The following is a 21,125-nucleotide window of genomic DNA, read 5'->3' as shown; positions in this document are numbered from 1 at the left end:
TCACTGTACCTCCTTTTGCAATCTTTCATATAATGCCGGATAATCAGCAGTCATGAATTGGGATAGCTTTTCTTTATCATATTCCTTAAAGATATCATGAAGGACATCTTTTCCCTTATCTAGCTGCACCTTTCTTGCCAGTGCTCTTACCGTTTCAAGTGTATAGCTCTTTTCGGTTTCTTTTTTTACCGTACAGGCCTTGATGACCTTATCCCAGTTAGCAGGTCTTACACCACCATACTCGCCATTTTCGCTATATTCTGCCAAAATCTCTTTTGCCTTAGTTTCTCCTACTTTATCCAAGGCCTTGCACATCTCATCCCATTTATCATAGGTCGTGATGCCATCATCCTGCAGGCCATAATGTAAATGTTTGACACTGATATGTTCTTCGAGATGATCTGCTGTGGTCATTTCCGTATCACTCAATGCCGCTTGATCTTTCTGTTCATCTTTTGATTCTTGAAGGACAGTCATCGTATTTAAGTTGTTGTTCATTTGATTCGCTTGATCATCATTCATTGATAACGATCTTTCTGTAACGCTTGCTAAGCGCTCCAATACATTCAATAACCTGTTTTCTGCTTTGATTAATAAAACTAATTCCATTTTTATCTACCTCCATGTGATTTTATTTCCCGTTTAAGCCGGTCTGACTCTCTTTCTGTTTAAAAGTTTTTCTATGTTCCTCTATAACTTGTGCTACCGTAAACATAAATTCTGAATTCGTTATCCGACACTTATAAGGTGTAATGCCAATGATCTTCTGCATCTCATCTTCATAATCTGCCCTTATAGCCACAGAGATTGCATAGCGTATACTTCGTTCCACACGCCCTGGTGTCGATCCTGTTTCTTTGCGATATCCGGATATAAGGATTTCGTTATCTGATGATACTTGCTCTTATCAGCAATTATTAAACTTATGCCTTGCTTGATGCTGTCGAATCCTTTCAGATTTGGTGTGATGCCTAATCTAAATAAGATACTGGTTATATCGTCCATATGGTCACTTGCTCCTATTTTCAAGCTCATGAATTCGATTTTCCAAGATTGCTACTTCTCTCAACTTCTGATCAAAAGCACCTTGCATATTTTCCATATCCATCTTTGCATCTGCTGCTTCCTGCATCTTATGATCTGCATATTGCTGCAAACGCTCATTTTCTTTTTGCCAATTAAAGTTCACTACGATGAGACCTACACAAAAGAAGGATAGCAGCACGATGATAGCTGTCTTGCTGATCTTAGGTATGGCCATTTCTGATGTTGTGATTGATTTTTGCATTTCTTTCCCTCCTTGCTTTTTACCTTCGATTCCCTTATAATAAAGACGAATCTTTATATAAAGGTTTGATGTTAGACACTCGTTAGTTTGGTCGCCGACTGAGTGTCTTTTATTTTGCGTTCTTGATTTGCCATGCGTGTGATATCACTTTCGTTTATTCCAGTAAGTTGTAATAGATGCTTGTAATATATCTTACCTTCTAGATTCGTTTTTCCTTCATCAATGCATTTTTGCCTACAGGCCTCAAACAATCTATTTGCTTTATCATTGCCCCAATGCATGAAGTTTCTGACATCTGTTTTTGTTAAATAAATCTTATGCAAAATCATTTCACGCTCAATGTTTATATCGTTTCGATATTTTTGCCTCATGTTTTAAACTCCTTATGCCGCATCCATAAAATGGTTGTACTCTTTATCATTTTGGTAATCACTTTTAAAATTTCCATCAATTTCAATTACAATTTTTGTACCTGCATAATCTGTTTTGCTAGCAACTGATAAAACATCTTTGATCTCATTACCGTTTATAAACAGCTTGCCATCTTTGTTTAGGTACACTTCATTCATAAACTTCACCATCCTTTCTTTTACATACGTTATTTTTATTTGTGTTTGCATAATTGACCTTTCCCATACGTGTGATAATATTTACTTATACTGGGAAAGGGGGTGAAAATGTGAGTGTCAAAATCAAAAATTTTAAAGTGAATATAGATAAAGATAAATTAAATCAAGCTATCGAAGAAGCCGCTAATCTACGAACATATGACGTAACATGTCCATTCTGTAAGAATATAGTCAATGTCCCAACCGGTAAAAGCCTGTGCCCTTCGTGTGGTAAAGAAATTGATTTAACATTGAACATCACTCACAAAAGTTAATCTTCAAATCCATGGAAGCTAAGTCATTCGCTAATGATTTGGCTTCTTTTAATGTTTTCACAAGACGCTCTGCCTTTTCAGATGCCTCATCAATACCGTTTATCTCAATATTTAGCTCAACCTTTCCATTCGCTTCTTGATAACTGCTTACGTTCTCCATTTCATCACTCTCCTTTCTACAATAAATCCTTGATATCTACGCCAAAGTAATCGGCTAAGATTGTGAGCATTTTAACACTTGGCTTGCATCGCCCACGTTTCCAATCACTTATTGATGATTGAGGAATACCGGTTTCTTTAGCCAATCTATACGCAGTCACTCCTTTCTTTTTCATCAATACTTCGATTTTTCGATACAAAATTACACCTCCTATCTTGATATACTAAGAAAATGTGATATACTTTGATTGGGTTTAATAATAATCTTAGTATTTTGCTCGGATATTTCCTAGTACGTACATATCATACTTTAAATGTTCCGTTTAGTCAAGCAAAAATACTAGGAATTTTCCATGTGATTTTAGAGAGGACTAAATATGTTTAATTATGAAAGAATAATAAAAATTCTCGAGGAAAAGAATTTAACACCGTATCAGGTATCAAAAGATACAGGTATATCACAATCAAGTTTTTCTGATTGGAAAAGAAAAAAAGCAGCACCGAGCTATAAAAAGTTGCAAATATTAGCAGATTATCTTGATGTCGATATAAATTTTTTAGGTGGAATAACTGATGAGCGTATAAAAAAACCAGATATAAAAGAACATCAAATTCAAATGCCGTTGTTTGCAAGATTGTCATGTGGTACAGGCAGTTTTGTTGACGAAGATATTATTGAATATATATCTTTACCGGATACCATCCTAAAGCCTAATAAAGAATACTTTGCTAATTATGCAAAAGGTGATAGTATGATAGATGCAGGTATTAATGATGGTGATTTATTAGTATTTGAAAAAACCAACATCTTAGAAAATGGTAATATTGGCGCATTTTGTATCAATAATGAAGAGGCTGTTTGCAAGCGATTTAGAAAAAGTGAGCAAGGTTTAATCATGCTATTGCCTGCAAACGAAAAATATGACCCAATTATCGTAGATGTGGAAAATACTTGCTTCAGAGTAGTTGGCAAATTAGCTTTAGTTATTAGTAAAAGGTAAACACATCATATGATGTTTACATAAAACAATATGGGAGGAAGAGGGAAATGAAAAAACGTTTTATCTTATTTGTGTGTATCGTTACGCTTTGTTTACTTAATGGCTGCTCTAATGCAAAGGATGCAGAAAAGAAAAAAACTGATGATACATCAACTTCATCGTCTAATACAAAAAAAATAAATAAAGAAGGCACAGAGAAAGCTATTAAGATATATAAGACCCTAGAAGCAGGAGGGATACCGGTTGTATATTACATAGCATATACAAATGAAACTGATCCAAATATAATATGTTCTTATATTGGTAAGTTAAATTTTTCTGATTCTACCGTAGAAAAAACTTACAATAAAGAAGAACCATTAAGTGGTTCAATTGAAGTTTATAACACAAAAGACGAAGCTGAATTAAGGGCAATTGAATTATCTACATACGAGGCTACTCAAATGGATAATTATGGTAATCATATATTATTGGAAAATATATTAATTAGACTAAATAAAAAAATGACAAAAAAGCAAGTAGATCAGTATGCAAAATGTTTAAACGCTGAAGTATACCGTTATCATGATAGCATTCAAGATTCAGAAGAAGTAGTTAACAATGAAAAACCATTAGATATTCTGCCACGTATAAAAGCAAAAATGTCAACTAAATTCAATGAATTTAATGGCAATTACAGATATGATTGGGGCGATAATGGAGAATATCATTTGTTGTTCGAATTTTTTGATGATAGCAAGGATAATAACGCAACATTCTCCGATGACAATTCTGGAACAACCGTAACATATTTCTACAATAAAAATTTGTTATGGACAGGGAATTGCAAATTGAATGCTGATAATTTAAAAGCAGAAGATGGCTCACAATGCACAAAACAGAATAAAAAAGATGTATCAAAAATCAAAGATCTAGTAAATAAAGTTTTAAATCTTGTTGACCTATCAATAGACGATTTAAAATCAGTGTAATAAAAAACACCCGCCGGCGGCATCCGGTGAGTGTCTATAGAAAAATGTGACTTGCTCGGTCTACACTTTTTCTATACCCTATTTTAACAGAAATGGAGGTATTAAGCAATGGCTGTAAAAAAAGATGAACGTATGGTACGTAGCAAAAAGAATAAAGAGAAGATGGTCAAAAAGGTGACGTACAAGTGTGAAGGTAGCTATGTAGACCTAAACGGCACGCCACATCGTTATCACAAAAGAGGATTTGCGAGTAGCGCAGAAGCAGCCGAATGGGAACGCGAATTTTTGTTAAAAATGAGAACAGAAATTGATACAAATATGACTATGAATGATGTTTTTGTTTTATACTTGGGCTCAAAGAAAAATATCGTTAAAGACAGAACATATTGGGAGTTGCAAAAAACATATAAGCGCTATCTTTATCCTTATTGGGGGGATTTAAGATTACGTAAAATACGCATCGAAAATATACATGAATTTCAATCGTTTTTGCTAAATGCTAAAACCATCAAAAACACCCTGTACTCTAACGCCATGATATCAACAATACAAACAAGGTTAAAATCGATATTACGTTATGCATCTCATAACGGATATATATCTGACCCTAAATTAACAAACTTTAATATTGTAAAAAGAAGTAACGAACCGAAGAAAGAGATGTGTTTTTGGCATCCAAATGAATACAAACAATTTATAAGCGTAGTAGATGATCAAGTGTATATAGCGTTGTTTAATGTACTTTATTGGTGTGGGCTAAGAATCGGCGAAGCTTTAGCATTACGTTGGTCTGATGTAGATTTAAAAGCTAAAACTATTTCCGTCAGTAAGACTTATACCAAACACAGGCGGCAAACCACAACACCTAAGACACGTAACAGCTATAGGACTGTAATTATGCCAAACGAATGTTTTTTGTCTGTACAAGCACTTTATGAGCGCCATAGCAGTATCATAGGTTTTGATAAAGATAAGCTTTTATTTAATTTTGATAAGCCACTTGATGATAATACAATACGCTTAAAAAAAGATAAGTGGATAGCCATTGCTAAAGTTCCCAGAATACGTATACACGATTTTAGACACTCTCACGTATCTCTTTTAATCAATTTAGGATTTAGTCCATTTGATATAGCAAAAAGGTTGGGACATACCGTAGAAATGGTCAATGACGTGTACGGGCATTGGTTTGATGATGCACAACAAAAAATGGTAGATAAGCTTAACACCATTACTTAAGACAATAAAAATTTGGTGTAAATTTGGTGTAAATTTCTAAAACATACAGACAAAATCTAACGAAATATCCCTCTTTTAACCATATAATACACCAAAAAAACATATAAAATACTGATTATATGAATCCCTGAGGGGTCACCATTACATAAACAAACGGAAATTTAATAAAATTTCCGTTTTTTATATTTCTATGCCGCTCTTCTGGACCCACAATAAGAAAGCTTGCTCTGCCATAGCATATCATCTATGGTGCTCATATGATAATTAAAAAATGAAAGAAAAACGATCTTTCATTCATTAAGCTAAATTTTCATAACAGGCAATTAAATGAGCAATGAGTTGTTCCTTCCCTACATCTAACACAAATGCCAGTTCATCACAAAGGCGCTCCTGAATACGCTCCAAACACTCCTGATTTTTCATGCCACATTTTCTTTCTGCATATTTCCAATTCATTAAATAAATATAAACATCCACCAGTGCATTCATATCAATATTCGAATAATTCCGCATTTTTAAAAGTTCACTTAATTCTTTTCCATAATCCGCGTGAATCGCCGGATGAAAAATTCTGTCCAGAATCAATCGCGCTGTAGCAATATCCATGATTTCTCTGACACCGGCCTTATCCATATTTTTATATGGAATGACGCTTTGGTTACCATCTAAAGATATCATCGTGATACGATCACTTTTACGGTCATATTCCGTGATGGTACAAATGCCCAATGTGGGATGAAACACTTTTTTTTCGTTAGTTGTCATTTCCTTACCTCATATAGTAAGTGTATGCTTTATTTACACGCTTGTCAAACGAATTCTTTTTTAAAACACTTGCTATTTGAAATTATTATGTTATACTGAAGAAGTAATAACGAGCAAAATAACTATGATTTCAATATTCACATATCAGAAATTGTAATTATCTCAAAGTACAATTTCACATATGTGTTTTTTAATACCTTGAGGCGCCTCTTATACAGAAAAATGGAGGTACTATAACATGAGTACAGGAAAAGTAAAATGGTTTAACGCAGACAAAGGATTTGGATTTATCACTTCTGATGAAGGAAATGATATTTTCGTACATTACACAGAAATTCAGGGTAATGGTTTCCGTACATTAGAAGAAGGAGCGAAAGTAAGCTTCGATATTAAAACAAATGATCGTGGAGATCATGCCGCAAACGTAAACGTTCTATAATCATCACTTGTTTATGTAGACATCCCAGATGGGGTGTCTTTTTTTATATATGGTGTAGCACAGCTGCGGATGCCCAGCCCAATCCATTATTGATAAGGAATGGATGCTTTGCACCTTTTATTACTTTTGTTATCCTTCCTGATTTTATCAATAATTGATCTTTTGAATACCAGATACCTCCATCACTGGCTGTCCATAAGCCATCAAAGCGAACAAGCTCACCCACATGGAAATGAATGGATGGTTTTTGTGCATCTTCAATTACCTTATTATTTGCCCAGCCAATATTATGCTCGATAAGATACGGATGTTGCGCTGTTTTTATCACTTTTGTTATCGTGCCTTCTTTCACCCTCAGTGAGCTAAGAGGATACCAATTGCCACCATTGCTTTGTGTCCATAAACCACTGTAATGTACATGATCCCCTACATGATAGCGTAAATATGGTTTTGGTTTCTCTGGTTTCGAGGAATTTCCATCATCTTTACTGAACCCATTGAAGCCTTTTTCCTTGATAATTTTTGGATAATCCTTATAGGCATAGTCAAAATCCAACCATCCACGATATCCATTAATTGTTCCCTTATCACTAAATTGCCACATGCCATATGGTTTATCATATGTGATTTTGCTAGCCCATTGTGCTACCCATTTATCAAATCGATCTAATCGCGGCGAATTTATACGATGCTCAAGCCAATCCAAATTTGCATAAACACCGGGATAATATCCTGCTTTTTCTAAGGTATCACAAGTATAATATACCGTTTCGATATTCATTGCATCACTCACACCATGTCTGGCTTTCCAACCATCAGCATCTTCCATATCAATAAAACAAGGATACGCTGGCTTACAGGAACGACACTGTCGTAAAAAACCTTCTGCCTCCTCTTTCATTTGTGCATGATTGGCAACATAGGAATAATGATAAAGGCCATATGGTATCTTATATCTTTCACATTCTTTTACATTACGACGAAATTGCTGATCTTCTACAAAATGTCCATAACTTGATCGTATAATGGCAAACTCTACTCCAGCCCTTTTTATAGCTTTCCAATCAATGATGCCATTATGTTCAGAAACATCTATCCCGAATCGTTTCATTTTCTTCACCTCTTGTTTTACTCTATGTATCTGAAAGAAAACGGTTTAGGTTGCAGCCATGATACCATCATAAAAAATGAAGATGATATAGGGCATAGCATCTTCAGGTAAAAAAGCCATAAGCAGAACCAAAAAAAGTAACTATCAAATAAACCTTACTAAAATAAAAAAGAAATAATATAATCTTTGATAAAACATCAAAAGATCTTTATTTCCTTTTTTTATGATAACACCTTTTCCAAGATATAATCATCCATGATGAAACCACGACCGATATCTGTCTGCACTGCATTGATATCCTGAAATCCCTTGCCATGATATACATCCAAGCTATGCTGATTATATTTATTACAAGTCAGATAAATCGCTTGTTTGTTTTGTTCTTTCGCAAACTTGATTGCTTCCTCTAATAAATAAGAAGCCAAGCCCTGCCCACGTTTATCTTTTCTTAAATACAGCTTACTTAAAAATAAGCGTTCCTTTTCCGGTTTCACCCCACAATAGCCAATCAATTCAGTTTCCTCAAAGGCTAAAAAATACGTATACTGTTCTTCCTCTATGGCTTTTTTTAATGCCGGATAGCTTTGAAATTTCTCCACCATATATTCTATTTGTTCGAATGAAATAATATCTATAAAATACTCATGCCATATCTCATTTGCCAGCTTTGCTAACTGTTGGATATCCTCATCACTTTGACACTTGCGTATCTGCATATGCCTCGCTCCCTTCTTATATAGCCATTATTATAGCACTTTCTTCCTAAAAAGCAGGCATCAAAATAAAAATCTATTCCTTTTTTGCAGCTTATCTTGTCGTTATCATTTGCTTCTTCTATCACCCTTTCATCCTAGAAACGTTTTCAGCTTTCCATTAAGCATGAAAAAAAGTGCTAATCATCAGCACTTTATAAATCATATGCAGATAACACCTGCATCCATTTTGCAAATAATGCTTCCTCTTTGATCGTGCGATTCGCATTGCTGGTACTAGGCAAATAAATTACTTGCTTATCCAAATGCGCAAAATGTTTTTGAAACAGTTCATAGCTTTTACGACCATTGCAGATAATGATTGAAATTTCTGGATACGCTTCTAGCAGCTCATCAATCGGATTCACTTTTTCATTGCGAATTGCCGAATCCAAGCTGCCTTCTCGTTCACATTCTCCAATGACATCCCATAAAATCATATGATGCGTTAAAATGATTGCCTTCTTTTGTTCATAGGTAGCTATTGGCATCCCAAATTGTGCATGCAAGATCTTCCAGAAGCGATTATGCGCAAACCCATAATATTCTTGCTTCTCTAAAGAAGTCACAGACGGCATAGAGCCTAAGATCATCACTCGCGGCTGTTTGGCAATAATAGGGGCAAAGCCTTTTAACACAAAGCTTCTCCGATCACATCATGAGGGAGGGCCTCGGTAATCTTAACCTGGACAAAACTTCCCAAGGCTAATGGTTGTTTACTTGTAAAAATGACCATACCATCCACTTCATCCGGTGCACTGTTTGCTCCACGTCCACGATATTTGCCAGTCAAGCCATCCTGTGCTTCTACCAAAACTTCCATCACCGTACCAATACGTTTTTGTTGATTGGCTAAAGAGATTTCTTCCTGACGCTGCATCAAAATTGCTAAACGACGTTGTTTTTCTTCTTCTGCAACACTTTGTTCCATATCAAAAGCCGGCGTATCTTCTTCCGGAGAATAGGTGAAAGCACCCATGCGATCCCAATGAACATCTTCTACAAACTGCATCAATTCATCAAAATCTTCCTGTGTTTCTGAGGGAAAGCCCACGATAAAGGTCGTACGTAAAGTAGGATCCGCATACGTCTTACGAATCTTTTTAATCAATGCCAAGACTTCCTCTTTAGTGCCTCGACGATTCATAGCTGCCAGCATACAATTGTTGGCATGCTGCATTGGAATATCAAAATATGGCAATACTTTCGGTAACTTCGCCATACCTTCAATTAATTCCTCATCAATTTCATCCGGATACATATATAAGATACGAATCCAATGAAAGCCATCAATCTCATGAAGCTTTTGTAACAGTTCTAATAAAGAACGTTTACCATATAAATCAACTCCATACTTTGTCGTATCCTGAGCAATTAAAACCAATTCCTTAACACCGCGCTGTGCCAGTTCTTTGGCCTCTTGGACCAATTGTTCCATGGGAAAGGTTACATTATCACCGCGAATCAAAGGAATTGCACAATAGGTACAGCGATTGCTACAACCTTCGGCAATTTTCAAATATGCCGTCCATGGCTTGCTTGATACCATACGCTCACTTTTGCCATAGCTGACAAGTTCTTTCCCATCCAATAAAGAGTGAAGAATCTCATGTAGATGCGGGTATTCGCGAATACTGATGACGGCATCGATTTCCGGAATTTCCGCCTCTAAGGTTTCCTTATAACGTTGCGCCAGACAGCCAACCACAATCAACTTTTTACAATTTTGTTTTTTATATTCCGCCATCTTAAAAATCGTATTGATGGCTTCTTCTTTCGCAGAATTAATAAATCCGCATGTATTAATGATGATGGCTTCTGCTTCCTGCGCATCCTTAACCAATTCATGATGTCCACTTTTCAACATGCCCATCATCTTTTCACTATCAACTAAATTTTTACTACAGCCTAAAGAAATAAAACCTATTTTCATATACTACACCTCGCTAGGTACTACTATACCATGTTTTTTCCTATCCTAAAAGCCATTTCCTTTTATTACCTCATTAGGTATGGAAACAAAGAAAGCTCTTTTTTTAAAACTGAATTTCTCTTTGCATAATCGCTTCTATAAGATGTATTCCTCTAAAAAACAGCCAACGCCACTTTCTGTATTCGCCTTTGCCACAGCATCTGCCATGGCTTTGGTATCTTCACTGCCATTGCATAACCATACGCCCAAACCAGCATCACGCAGCATTTCATTATCATTGCTGGTATCTCCAAAAGCAAGAACCTCTTGCATCGTTATTCCAATATCCTCACACAGCTTTTGAATACCACTGCTTTTATTTACTTGTGGATTTACAAATTCAAATAGATCTGCCGCTGTTTTAAAACAAACACATTGTGCATTGTGATACTGCTTACCATGAGCCTCTACCTTTGGCATATCTTGTGGATAGCATTGCACAATTAGCTTATTACGTGGGACATCACATAAAGTAAACATGTCTGTCTGTACTTCCTGCTCACAATATGATGCGGCAAGCCTTTTGGTTTCTTCATCACTATAGCTGACATAACGCTTAGCACCATCAAAGATGATAAAGCGTACTTTCCAGCCAGCATAATGCTCCATGATTGCTTTAATGATCGCGCCATCTAAACGATGATATTCTTTTTTGATTGCTGTTTTACAATGATAAACAACACCGCCATTCATGCCAATGACATAATCGACCATCTCTTCCATCTGCCATTGTTTGATGAGTTGTAAGATCCCCTCCACCGGACGTCCGCTGACGATGGCAAATTGCATGCCTTGTTTACGACAGCGTTGAATCATTTCCTTATTCTTCTCACTAACTTCATCCTTCTCATTTAATAAGGTTCCATCTAAATCGCAACAAATCAATTGATACGCTTGGTTCATATTCTTCTCCTTTTTCTTGTTTGCTTTCCTAATAAACGATTGAGCTATTCCATATGCTTTTCCCAGTTCTAAATATCTTGTTAATGCCGGTAGCACCTATGATTGTTTCCTGTTGATGCAGTTAGCACCTTTGCAATTCACCTGTTGAGGCAGTTGGCTTTTACCTGTACATGCTCATTAAAAGAAATAGCTCTGTTTATTTCTCAAAAGCTTTCCCAGCAAAACATCTCATGATGTTTTCTATATCTATTATAGCGAAAAATCACGCAAATACCTACCTGATTTTTATGTATCTAAACCACATTACTTTCTTTGTATAAGCATGCTTTTCAAGAACAAAAGTGGCTAGTTTTTCACTAACCACCTATTGCATTGTCAAATTGTTGTAAATCTTCTCTGGTGTCAATATCCTGTACTTCTGCTTCATTGACTTCCATTAAGATACAAGCTTCTTGATGTCGCATGGCAATCGTTTTTCCACCTTCCTCATGTACTAAGCTATTAAATTCTGAAAACCAGCAGCTTGGAAACAGCATGGGATTGCGAATAGCTCCATGAACCGCAGCACAGATAATATGTTGTGCATCTGCCATATGGCATAATTTTTGTAAAGTTTCTGCCTTGATTTTAGGCATATCACCGGTAAGAAAGACAATGGCATCCGCATCTTTGGCGGCTTTTTGACCTAATTGAAGAGAAGATGACATTCCTTTTTGCGGATGATCATTCTTAACAGCGTGCATACCTCTTGTATGAGCCAAAGCCAACACTTCTTCATATTGACTTACCACATGAATCGCATGAAAGTCCACTTGTTGACAAGTATCCATCACATGTGCCAGGATGGGTTTTCCTTGCCAGACATGTAACAATTTGTTTCCGTGAAAGCGTCTGGCATAACCGGCAGCTAAGATAACCAGATCAATCTTCATCTTTTTTCAACAGGATTTTTTCTGCGGTAATCGGTAACGTTCTGATTTGTACACCACTGGCATGAGCAATCGCGGAGGCAATGGCTGGTGCCGGCGTATTGATGACAACCTCACCGATGGACTTTGCCCCAAAAGGACCATGGTCTTCATAACTGCTTTCAAAGTCCACACGAATCGTGCCGACATCCAATCGTGTTGGTATCTTATATTGCAGGAAGCTGCGATTGCGCATCTTTCCTTGTTTGCTATAGCTGATATCCTCATACAAGGCCATACCGATACCTTGTGCGATACCGCCTTCCGCCTGTATTTTAGCCAGATTCGTATTGATGACCGTACCACAATCGACAACCGAAACATAGTCCACTAATGAAATTTCACCGGTCAGCTTATCGACATCCACTTCGGCAATTCCAACCATGAACGGTGGTGGTGAGGTAGGTGAACAATGGGATGCATTGGCAATCAACACTTCCCCCTTGCCTCCTTCAAAACACGTATTGGCAAAATCTTTTAGGCTCATCTGTTTCTTATCTTCAACGGCCGTAATCAGTTCACCATCAAAGCAGATATGTTCTTTTGGTACTTCCATCAATATAGACGCTTCGTTGATGATTTTTTGTTTCAATTCTTCACATGCCTTGACTACCGCCATGCCGGTGACATAGGTCGTTGCAGAAGCATAGGAGCCGGTATCATAAGGAGATGCATCGGTATCAACCGCCTGTGTAACGACTTGCTCAACTTCACAGTCTAAACATTCTGCTGCCATCTGTGCTAAGATCGTATCACAGCCGGTACCCATATCGGTAGCACCGATAGATAAGGTGTAGAAACCATCATCCTGTAGCTTGATGATAACCGAGGCAATATCGACATTGGCAATGCCGCTTCCCTGCATGGATAAGGCAACACCCAGACCACGCCGCTTATTCCCCATATCACGACATAACTGTTTTTCTTTCCAGCCAATCATTTCCATAGCTTTTTTCAGACAGCGATCTAAAGCACAGCTGTTGAGATGTTCATTATAGTATTGAGACATGATTTCATTTTCACCAACGATATTCATGAAACGCAGTTCACAAGGATCCATATGAAGGGCATCGGCCAATTCATTAACAGCGGATTCCACCGCAAATTGTCCTTGCGTTGCCCCATATCCACGATAAGCACCGGCTTGCATCGTATTGGTGTATACGACATCATAGGTAAAACGACTAGCTTTGACATGATTGTACAGCGGCAAGGACTTATGACCGCTTAAGCCAACCGTTGTTGAACCATGCTCACCATAAGCGCCGGTATTGGATAAGGTATGTAAATCAATCGCCAAGATCTCACCGTTTTTCTTCGCTCCGATCTTTACATGCATCTTCATCTCATGACGAGAATTGCTAGCCGTAAAAGTTTCTTCACGACTATAAACGATATAACTAGGACGCTTTAATTTCCACGTCACAAAGCCGGTGAAGATTTCACAACAACCGGTTTGCTTTGCGCCAAAGCCACCGCCAATGCGTGGTTTTACGATCCGTATCTTAGCTTTTGGAATCTCTAAAGCATTGGCAACCATACGGCGAACATGGAAAGGTACCTGAGTAGAGCTGACGACATTCAAACGCTCAAAGGCATCAACATAGGCGTAAGAGCGAAAGGTTTCCATCATTGCTTGGGCATTGGCTTTTGTATGATAATCTCTTTCTAAGATAACATCACAATCCGCAAACGCCGCATCAATATCACCGACACAGCTTTCCCCTTGTGAACAGATATTGCGCATGCGCGCATTCCCTATCTCACATAGCGTACGATAATTATCTTCTTGATGTACGATGATATCATTATCGATGGCCTTGGTAAAGTCTAATAATGGTTCATATACCTCATAATCAACCTTGATCAACTTCATTGCTTTTTCAGCTGCATCTAGCGTTTCTGCGGCAATAATGGCTACTTCATCGCCTACATATCGCACGATTTCATCTAAGATCTTACGATCATAAGGAGAAGGTTCCGGATAGGTTTGTCCAGCTAAGGTAAAACGTACATCCGGGACATCTTTCCATGTATAAACAGCCACAACACCGGGCATTTTCAAAGCTGCACTTGTATCAATTGCTTTGATGCGCGCATAGGCATGCGGAGAGCGTAACAGCTTTAGGATCAAGGCATCTTTGGGCACCATATCGCCGGTATAGACAGGCTTGCCACTCAAAAGGGCATAGGCATCCTTTTTTACAACGGGCTGTGAGATATGTTTCATGCCTGTTCGCCTCCTTTTTCTTGTAAATAAGCTTCAATCGCTCTAAGCTGTCCCATATAACCGGTACAGCGACATAAATTGCCGGCCAGGTAGTGATTGATTGCTTCACGTGTGGGCTGCTGCAATTCCTTTTTCATTGCTAAAACATTCATGATCAAGCCGGGAGAACAAAATCCACATTGCTCAGCACCTTGTTTTGCCATATAGTCCGCAAATTCATGTGCTTCTTGTTCAACGCCTTCTAAAGTCGTAACGGCATGTCCATCACAGCGAACAGCCAACATACTGCAGGATAAGATGGGTTTACCATCTAGCCAAACCGTACATAACCCGCAATTGCTTGTTTCACAACCGCGTTTGACACTGTAACAGCCATGTGCACGTAAAAAATCTAATAAAAGCATATCCGGTTTGATATCATCTGTGATACGCTGTCCATTGATCATCATCGTTATCTGCATGTTGCTTCCTCCTGAAGTGCTGTATAGCTTTTTTGTACAAAGGCATGTACTAATGCTTTGCGATATTCCTTAGAGCCACGCATATTATCCGCTAACTCAATTGCGAAAAGGGCTTCTTCAATCTGCTTATCATCATAGCTTACCGGTAATACCACCAATTCTGCACGCTTTGGTCTGGCACCAATAGCAATGCGATAGTTAGTCGCCGTTTTGGCGATGGCAAAATTTAATACGGATAAATCTGTAGCACTTTTGCGCATACATAAAAATTTTGTCAAAAGGGGTTCTTTACGGATGCGGATATGGGTTAAGATATCACGCTCATAAGGCTGTTTGCTGTAATCACTCAGCTTTATTTCTCCTTGATGATAGAGTACTACGCTTGTATCTAATACCATGAAGGCTGTAAGTATATCAGAAAAGCCAAAACGTGAATACAAACTGCCGCCAATCGTTGCCGTATTGCGAAATTGTACCCCTACAATATCTTTGATACTATCCTGTATCAGCGTACCAAAGGCTTTTAAAAGAATCGGGCTTGTTTCCAACTGGCGCAATGTACACATCGCACCAATTTCAATATAGTCTTCCTGTTCCTTGATTTCATCCAGATGCAATGCCTGCAGATCAATTGCCATTGGTACCACACGATCTTGCATTTTCAGCCACTGCATGCCTCCTAAAATTTGATGATTACGATTTTTCATTAACAGCGTATACGCCTCATCCAGCGATGACGCTTTTACATATTGTTGCATATACAGCATGATCTTCTACTCCTTCCATACCAGATAGCCAGAGCTATCATCCCCTGCTAAAGCAAAGTGTTTTCCATATATTGTATTATAACATTCACAGCACCTTCTGCGTAAGAAGGGTTCTTCTTTTTTCAAATGCGTATATATCCTTCCTTCATGCAGAATGTAAATATCATCTGCATATTGCAAAGCCAAATTAGGATCATGGATGCTGATGAATAAGGATGTTCCTTGCTGTGCCAGCTGTTTTGCCTGTTGCAAGAAAAGATGCTGGTGCTGGAAATCTAGATAAGTACATGGTTCATCCATGAGAATGACCTCACTATCCTGTAAAAAAGCTCTGGCTACATAGGTCATTTGCAGCTCTCCTCCACTGATTTCATGTAAATATTTATCCTTGATATGGGCAAGCTGAAACTTTTTTAGGACAGCGTTTGCTTTGGCATATTCCTTTGCGTCAGGAACTTCAAACAGTGACAAACGTCGTGTACAACCGGCAACAATACAATCCATCACCTTGATATCCGCCACCATTTCCTTGATCTGGGGAACATAGCTAAAACAGGCAGCGCGTTGCTTTTCGTTGAGCTTGCGCAAGGATTCTTGCTTCCATAGGATATCCCCTTGCACGAAAGGAAGCTTATCCAACATGGCTTTCATCAGCGTTGTTTTGCCACTGCCATTTTCTCCTAACATCATCACGATGCGACCTTTGGGAATGGTTAAGCTGATATCATGCAACACTTCTTTTTGCTCATATGTCACACTAACATGAACCACTTCGATCATAATGAAAACCTGCCTTTCACAAAGACGATGATTAGAAAAAACGCACCAAACAAGGAAGTCAATATACTGATGGGCAGCTCTATCGCTAATACAGCTCGTGCTAAGGTATCACAAACCAAAAGGAAACAGGCTCCCCCAAAAAACGTCTTGCCAAGTGCCTTGCTTAAAGGCTGATGATAGAGCAAGCGTACGGCATGCGGTATCAAAAGACCTACCCAGCTCACGATACCGGCTACACTGACAACGGTGGCAATCATACAGGTAGATAACAATAACGCTATCCAACGAATCTGCTTTTCTCTAACGCCTAATGTTGTCGTTTCTTCACCAAATGACAGCATTTGAATCTGCCAGCGTAGAAGATAAAGTGAAATCATACAAATCGCACTAACACCGATGCATAGTAAAGCCTGTGTCCAAGTAGCATCGCCAAAGCCCCCCATCAGCCAGTATTCAATGCTAGCTAATTCCTGATAAGGATCTGCGGCTAATTTCAATAACATTAGGAATGAAGTTGCTACAGCTTGTAAGATGATGCCGGCAATGACTAAATTCAAGATGCGATTTCCATGTACTTTTGTTGCCAATAGCATGGTGAAAATAACAAGCAGCAATCCACAGCCAAACGCCAAGAGCATCGTAATCCATGGTTCATCATGAAATAGCACGATGGCAAGGGCAGCCCCTAAGGAACAGCCACTGCTTGCCCCAATCACATCACCGGAAGCTAATGGATTCTTGAAGATGGTTTGATAAATCAATCCACTGACAGCCAACGCCCCACCACCGGCAAGTACCAATAAGATACGCGGTATGCGAATATTCCAAACAATAGCCTGTATACCGGCATCTCCATGGAAACAAAGGGCAGCCAACATGTCCTGCAGATTTGTACCATAGCGCCCTGCCAGTAAAGCAATCACAAGCAGAATCAGCAGCAGGAGTCCACAGCTGAAATATCTTTTCATATGCATCACCTACTCTTTTCTGCCCTTGGCATTAAGCATATACACATTCCCAGTTCTTTTCGCTTAACATCCCAGCTCTTCTACATCTACATCTATTTGGTAAAATTGTTGATAAAAGCATCTTGCTTCCTGTTTTACGATATCCATAGAAACACGTTCAGGATACAAAATTGCATAGGTCCATAAAACGCCTAAACAGCTTGATAAATTAGGGGTATCCCAAGTTTCTAAATGTGCCGGGAAAACATAGACTTGCTTATGTTTTACAGCATTGACACTCGCGAAAGCTGCATCTTTTGTAAAGTCACTCACCTTAGCACCTTTTTGTTCAATAAAAATAATATCCGGATTCGCTTTGATAAGTGTTTCCTTATTGATACGCAGCCAATTGCCCTTACCATTTTCTTTCATAACATTCTCAGCACCAGCCACCTTCAACAATTCACTTTGAAACATATCTATACCTGCGCTCTGCAATGCCTTTGTTCCTGCAAAATATACTCTTTTATTTGCGTTTTCATCTTTGATATATGTTTCATATAAGTTTTTACGATATGCAAAATAAGCCTTTGCCTGCTTTTGTGCCCCACAAGCCTTGGCGATGATATCCACTGCCTCATCATAGCTATCCATGGTTTCCGGCTGTAACAAGATTACCTTGATATTCAGACTTTCCAATTTCTCCACATAGCTTTTCAGACTTACCGGCAAAAACACAACATCCGGTTTCACTTTGGCACATTCTTCTACATTAAACATTTTCTTATTGCCCATGGCTGGCAACTTAACGATTTCGGGCGCTGCCATTTTATAGATCGGACGTTTATCCGCTTTCATCTCTACCCCAACCAGCTTGTCCTTTTGACCTAATCCAAGCAAAGTAGAAGTCGCAATATAATAGCCACTAACTACCTTTTCCGCTGGTTTTTCCAATGTCACTTTACGGCCTGCTTGATCAACGATCGTAATACCTTCTGTTTTTGTTGTTTCCTTGTTAGGTTGCTGCGTACAGGCACTCATGCCAACAAGCAAACTTATGGTCGTCACTAAGATTCCTAATTTTTTAAATATCTTCATTATATCACCCTTCTTCATCGGTTTTGTTGATATGGCACAAGCTTGTGAACGTGCGTTCTATGAGCTAATCTGTGTACACAATATTCACCATCCAACACTTATGGTAGAAACACTATAACATCTTTGTAGAAGATGATCGTTTTTTATAAAGATTCACGATAGTTTCATCGGCTTTTTAATAATGCCAACACCTTGTTATAAACCTCATCATAATTCATCACATCCAAATCAAAAACTTGCACATCTTCTCTGGCGGCAATCGCTTGTATATATTGTACCTCACATTTCTTCAAAACACCAAGGACGTTTTGCGCCTTTGCAATACTATCTTGTAAGAGTTTTAGATACGCTTTTTCCTCTTGTTCCAAACGTCCGATTTCATCTACTATCAAGACCGGTTTTTGTTGTTGGTTTTCTATTAAAAATTGCCTTGCATGCTGTAACACCGCTACTCCAAATTGATCAAACACCTGAGGGATGACTTCATTATATGTAGGATGCTGTATCGAAAAACGCACATCGTTATAAGGATTCTCCCATAAAGCGTGCATATAAAAGCCAAGGCGTATCCCTTGTTCATAAAAAGGAAGTGTCTGAAAGCCGCAAACGGCTAACGAACACTCCTCAATAAGTTGTTTGATACAGGTTGATTTTCCACACTGGATACGACCTGTCAAAAACACCTTCATATTATGCCTCTTCGATTTGCTTAGGATCTTCTTTATCTTTAGGTAAGACAAGATTTAATACAGTTGCTATCACAAAGGTCATGATAATGCCATTCTGGGCAAAGATATTGCCTACCCAGCTAGGCAGCTGTGCTAAGACTGCCGGTACATTTCCAATACCGACACCCAAACCGATTGCCAAGGCCACGATCAGACCATCACGTTCCGTTAATGGCTTTCTGGTCAAAGATTGAATACCACTCACTAAGATCATCGCAAACATGATAACTGCAGCACCACCTAATACAGACTGTGGCATAACAGAGAATAAAGCACTCAGCTTTGGACAAAAACCACATAAGATCAAGAAAACTGCGCCAGTCATGATGACAAAACGATTCACGACCTTGGTTACCGCTACCAAACCAACATTCTGAGAAAAGCTAGTATTTGGCAATACACCAAAAATGGAGCCTAACACAGAGCCAAGACCATCTGCCATGACACTACCCTGCAATTCTTTATCTGTTGCTTCTCGATTCAATCCACCATTCGCTACTCCACTGGTATCACCAATCGTTTCAACCGTTGTCGCAATAAACATGATGCCCATTGCAATGATTGCCTGCATATTGAAATCAAAACCTACTGGCATAAAGGATGGTAACGCAATCCAATCAGCTTCTACCACCTGTGTAAAATCGACCATACCTAAGATGATAGCCAAAAGATAGCCTGCAACGATACCAATCAAGATAGATGCGTTATTGATAGCTCCCTTGAACTGTTTTGCTATCAAGATAACCAAAATGACAAAGGTACCAACAGCCAAATGATTTACGGCACCAAAATCGGCAGCTCCACTGCCGCCGCCAAAGTAATTAATACCAACTGGCAGTAAAGATAAACCAATAGAAATAATAACTAAGCTTGTAACAACCGGTGGAAACAACTTACGCAATGGTTTAATGAAATACCCAAGTACCATTTCAAATAAACCACCAACAAAGCTAGCTCCCATCAACGCCCCATAACCAAAGGCTGCCCCAATGGCTTTTGCTGTACCGATAAAACCAGAGCTTGTTCCCATGACGATTGGTAAACCACTACCAATTTTCCAGAAGGGATACAGCTGTATCAAGGTTGCAACACCGGCAACAAACATGGCGTTCTGAATCAAGGTCATCTTCAACGCGCCGCTCATCTGCAGCATACCGCAAATGATGATCAATGGTGAAATGTTACCAAGAAACATTGCTAAGATGTGCTGAATACCTAAAGGCAGGGCCTTTTTCAAAGGTACCGTGCCATCAAGTTCATAAATTGTATCTTTCTTTCTCTCTTCCATAGTTTCCTCCATAAAAAAATTCTCGTATACGACATACGAGAATCAGCCATTCCATAGTAAAAACGTCTGATTTCGTAGTCCCAAAGTATGGATTGGGGTAGAAACATCTGCCCCATACCGGCAGACGTATACGAAACTATGACATTTTATCACAAATTTCGACAATTTACTATAGTAAGTATAGAATGCATCTTCTTATCTGAAATGTAAAGTTAAATTCAACTTCAAAAGGCCAAACAGTGCGTGTTTTCTATGCAGCATAACATGTTTTTCTCATGCGGCAGCATATCGCTTAAAAATTTATTCGCAAGCAATTAAAATGTTACATTCATGGCATGTAGAATTGGTAAGAAAATGGCTGTTTCCGCGTATTTC

26 protein-coding genes, 1 pseudogene and 1 riboswitch are annotated in these 21,125 nt (G+C 38.5%); of the genes and pseudogenes, 5 read left to right on the top strand and 22 right to left on the bottom strand.

Features of this window, described 5'->3' with window-relative positions:
• The 5 genes and pseudogenes from LI241_RS00530 to LI241_RS00510 form a co-directional block, all read right to left on the bottom strand.
• On the bottom strand, nucleotides 1-609 hold the full coding sequence (locus LI241_RS00530; RefSeq protein WP_227150884.1) for a hypothetical protein: 609 nt from the start codon (nucleotides 607-609) through the stop codon (nucleotides 1-3).
• Nucleotides 610-631: 22 nt separating this feature from the next.
• Nucleotides 632-1,005, bottom strand: a pseudogene (locus tag LI241_RS00525) (sporulation initiation factor Spo0A C-terminal domain-containing protein).
• Between the two features lie 4 nt (nucleotides 1,006-1,009).
• Nucleotides 1,010-1,288 carry a hypothetical protein gene (locus tag LI241_RS00520; protein WP_196028343.1) on the bottom strand — a complete coding sequence of 93 codons (279 nt, stop codon included), beginning with the start codon at nucleotides 1,286-1,288 and terminating at the stop codon, nucleotides 1,010-1,012.
• Between the two features lie 71 nt (nucleotides 1,289-1,359).
• A complete protein-coding gene (locus LI241_RS00515; protein WP_196028345.1) occupies nucleotides 1,360-1,659 on the bottom strand; it encodes a hypothetical protein in 300 nt (99 codons plus the stop codon).
• Between the two features lie 12 nt (nucleotides 1,660-1,671).
• Nucleotides 1,672-1,857, bottom strand: a complete 186-nt coding sequence (locus LI241_RS00510) for a hypothetical protein (RefSeq protein ID WP_196028347.1) — start codon at nucleotides 1,855-1,857, stop codon at nucleotides 1,672-1,674.
• Nucleotides 1,858-1,967: 110 nt separating this feature from the next.
• Here LI241_RS00510 and LI241_RS00505 point away from each other — a divergent pair, with 110 nt between their 5' ends.
• Nucleotides 1,968-2,171 carry a hypothetical protein gene (locus LI241_RS00505; RefSeq protein WP_008979526.1) on the top strand — a complete coding sequence of 68 codons (204 nt, stop codon included), beginning with the start codon at nucleotides 1,968-1,970 and terminating at the stop codon, nucleotides 2,169-2,171.
• On the opposite strand, the gene LI241_RS00500 is transcribed toward LI241_RS00505, so the two are convergent.
• Nucleotides 2,155-2,331 (bottom strand): hypothetical protein, encoded by a 177-nt coding sequence (locus LI241_RS00500; RefSeq protein ID WP_196028349.1) that lies wholly within the window; start codon nucleotides 2,329-2,331, stop codon nucleotides 2,155-2,157. The two genes, LI241_RS00505 and LI241_RS00500, sit on opposite strands and share 17 nt — an antisense overlap.
• Before the next feature lie 16 nt (nucleotides 2,332-2,347).
• Nucleotides 2,348-2,530, bottom strand: a complete 183-nt coding sequence (locus LI241_RS00495; protein ID WP_196028351.1) for a helix-turn-helix domain-containing protein — start codon at nucleotides 2,528-2,530, stop codon at nucleotides 2,348-2,350.
• Nucleotides 2,531-2,707: 177 nt separating this feature from the next.
• On the opposite strand from LI241_RS00495, the gene LI241_RS00490 reads away from it, so the two are divergent.
• From LI241_RS00490 to LI241_RS00480, 3 genes are all read left to right on the top strand, one after another.
• Nucleotides 2,708-3,331, top strand: a complete 624-nt coding sequence (locus LI241_RS00490) for a LexA family transcriptional regulator (RefSeq protein WP_196028352.1) — start codon at nucleotides 2,708-2,710, stop codon at nucleotides 3,329-3,331.
• Nucleotides 3,332-3,378: 47 nt separating this feature from the next.
• Nucleotides 3,379-4,302 carry a hypothetical protein gene (locus LI241_RS00485; RefSeq protein ID WP_196028354.1) on the top strand — a complete coding sequence of 308 codons (924 nt, stop codon included), beginning with the start codon at nucleotides 3,379-3,381 and terminating at the stop codon, nucleotides 4,300-4,302.
• 108 nt (nucleotides 4,303-4,410) lie between these two features.
• Nucleotides 4,411-5,541 (top strand): site-specific integrase, encoded by a 1,131-nt coding sequence (locus LI241_RS00480; RefSeq protein WP_196028355.1) that lies wholly within the window; start codon nucleotides 4,411-4,413, stop codon nucleotides 5,539-5,541.
• 297 nt (nucleotides 5,542-5,838) lie between these two features.
• On the opposite strand, the gene LI241_RS00475 is transcribed toward LI241_RS00480, so the two are convergent.
• Nucleotides 5,839-6,306, bottom strand: coding sequence for a hypothetical protein (locus LI241_RS00475; RefSeq protein WP_008689060.1), 468 nt, complete (start codon nucleotides 6,304-6,306; stop codon nucleotides 5,839-5,841).
• A 238-nt stretch (nucleotides 6,307-6,544) separates the two neighbouring features.
• On the opposite strand from LI241_RS00475, the gene LI241_RS00470 reads away from it, so the two are divergent.
• Nucleotides 6,545-6,745 (top strand): cold-shock protein, encoded by a 201-nt coding sequence (locus LI241_RS00470; protein WP_008689062.1) that lies wholly within the window; start codon nucleotides 6,545-6,547, stop codon nucleotides 6,743-6,745.
• 43 nt (nucleotides 6,746-6,788) lie between these two features.
• Here LI241_RS00470 and LI241_RS00465 read toward each other — a convergent pair whose 3' ends face one another.
• The 14 genes from LI241_RS00465 to LI241_RS00400 form a co-directional block, all read right to left on the bottom strand.
• Complete coding sequence (locus LI241_RS00465) at nucleotides 6,789-7,856, bottom strand: glycoside hydrolase family 25 protein (protein WP_008689063.1); 1,068 nt, start codon at nucleotides 7,854-7,856, stop codon at nucleotides 6,789-6,791.
• A gap of 221 nt (nucleotides 7,857-8,077) precedes the next feature.
• Nucleotides 8,078-8,572, bottom strand: coding sequence for a GNAT family N-acetyltransferase (locus LI241_RS00460; RefSeq protein WP_008689064.1), 495 nt, complete (start codon nucleotides 8,570-8,572; stop codon nucleotides 8,078-8,080).
• A 191-nt stretch (nucleotides 8,573-8,763) separates the two neighbouring features.
• Entirely contained in the window at nucleotides 8,764-9,246 is a 483-nt protein-coding gene (locus LI241_RS00455; RefSeq protein WP_008689065.1) for a DNA-deoxyinosine glycosylase, read from the bottom strand.
• Nucleotides 9,240-10,541, bottom strand: a complete 1,302-nt coding sequence (rimO, locus tag LI241_RS00450) for a 30S ribosomal protein S12 methylthiotransferase RimO (protein WP_008689066.1) — start codon at nucleotides 10,539-10,541, stop codon at nucleotides 9,240-9,242. The genes LI241_RS00455 and rimO overlap by 7 nt, the downstream gene beginning before the upstream one ends.
• Nucleotides 10,542-10,676: 135 nt before the next feature.
• Nucleotides 10,677-11,483 carry a Cof-type HAD-IIB family hydrolase gene (locus tag LI241_RS00445; RefSeq protein ID WP_008689067.1) on the bottom strand — a complete coding sequence of 269 codons (807 nt, stop codon included), beginning with the start codon at nucleotides 11,481-11,483 and terminating at the stop codon, nucleotides 10,677-10,679.
• 356 nt (nucleotides 11,484-11,839) lie between these two features.
• Complete coding sequence (locus LI241_RS00440) at nucleotides 11,840-12,415, bottom strand: nucleotidyltransferase family protein (RefSeq protein ID WP_008689068.1); 576 nt, start codon at nucleotides 12,413-12,415, stop codon at nucleotides 11,840-11,842.
• Nucleotides 12,405-14,681: a xanthine dehydrogenase family protein molybdopterin-binding subunit gene (locus LI241_RS00435; protein WP_008689069.1), complete on the bottom strand. Its 2,277-nt coding sequence runs from the start codon at nucleotides 14,679-14,681 to the stop codon at nucleotides 12,405-12,407. The genes LI241_RS00440 and LI241_RS00435 overlap by 11 nt, the downstream gene beginning before the upstream one ends.
• Entirely contained in the window at nucleotides 14,678-15,142 is a 465-nt protein-coding gene (locus LI241_RS00430) for a (2Fe-2S)-binding protein (RefSeq protein WP_008689070.1), read from the bottom strand. Before LI241_RS00430 ends, LI241_RS00435 begins: the two co-directional genes overlap by 4 nt.
• Nucleotides 15,133-15,909, bottom strand: coding sequence for a xanthine dehydrogenase family protein subunit M (locus tag LI241_RS00425; protein WP_008689072.1), 777 nt, complete (start codon nucleotides 15,907-15,909; stop codon nucleotides 15,133-15,135). Before LI241_RS00425 ends, LI241_RS00430 begins: the two co-directional genes overlap by 10 nt.
• A 6-nt stretch (nucleotides 15,910-15,915) precedes the next feature.
• Nucleotides 15,916-16,689: an ABC transporter ATP-binding protein gene (locus tag LI241_RS00420; RefSeq protein ID WP_008689073.1), complete on the bottom strand. Its 774-nt coding sequence runs from the start codon at nucleotides 16,687-16,689 to the stop codon at nucleotides 15,916-15,918.
• Nucleotides 16,686-17,657, bottom strand: coding sequence for an iron ABC transporter permease (locus LI241_RS00415; protein ID WP_008689074.1), 972 nt, complete (start codon nucleotides 17,655-17,657; stop codon nucleotides 16,686-16,688). The genes LI241_RS00420 and LI241_RS00415 overlap by 4 nt, the downstream gene beginning before the upstream one ends.
• A gap of 63 nt (nucleotides 17,658-17,720) precedes the next feature.
• Nucleotides 17,721-18,734, bottom strand: coding sequence for an ABC transporter substrate-binding protein (locus tag LI241_RS00410; RefSeq protein WP_008689075.1), 1,014 nt, complete (start codon nucleotides 18,732-18,734; stop codon nucleotides 17,721-17,723).
• 164 nt (nucleotides 18,735-18,898) lie between these two features.
• Nucleotides 18,899-19,423, bottom strand: coding sequence for a nucleoside-triphosphatase (locus LI241_RS00405; RefSeq protein WP_008689076.1), 525 nt, complete (start codon nucleotides 19,421-19,423; stop codon nucleotides 18,899-18,901).
• Between the two features lies 1 nt (nucleotide 19,424).
• Complete coding sequence (locus LI241_RS00400) at nucleotides 19,425-20,750, bottom strand: uracil-xanthine permease family protein (RefSeq protein WP_008689077.1); 1,326 nt, start codon at nucleotides 20,748-20,750, stop codon at nucleotides 19,425-19,427.
• Between the two features lie 55 nt (nucleotides 20,751-20,805).
• Nucleotides 20,806-20,904: riboswitch (purine riboswitch) on the bottom strand.
• Nucleotides 20,905-21,125 lie beyond the last annotated feature (221 nt).

Source organism: Longicatena sp. 210702-DFI.1.196, from assembly GCF_020563125.1.
Taxonomy (GTDB): Bacteria; Bacillota_I; Bacilli_A; order Erysipelotrichales; family Erysipelotrichaceae; genus Longicatena; species Longicatena caecimuris.
This window is presented reverse-complemented; position numbering and strand designations above follow the sequence as displayed.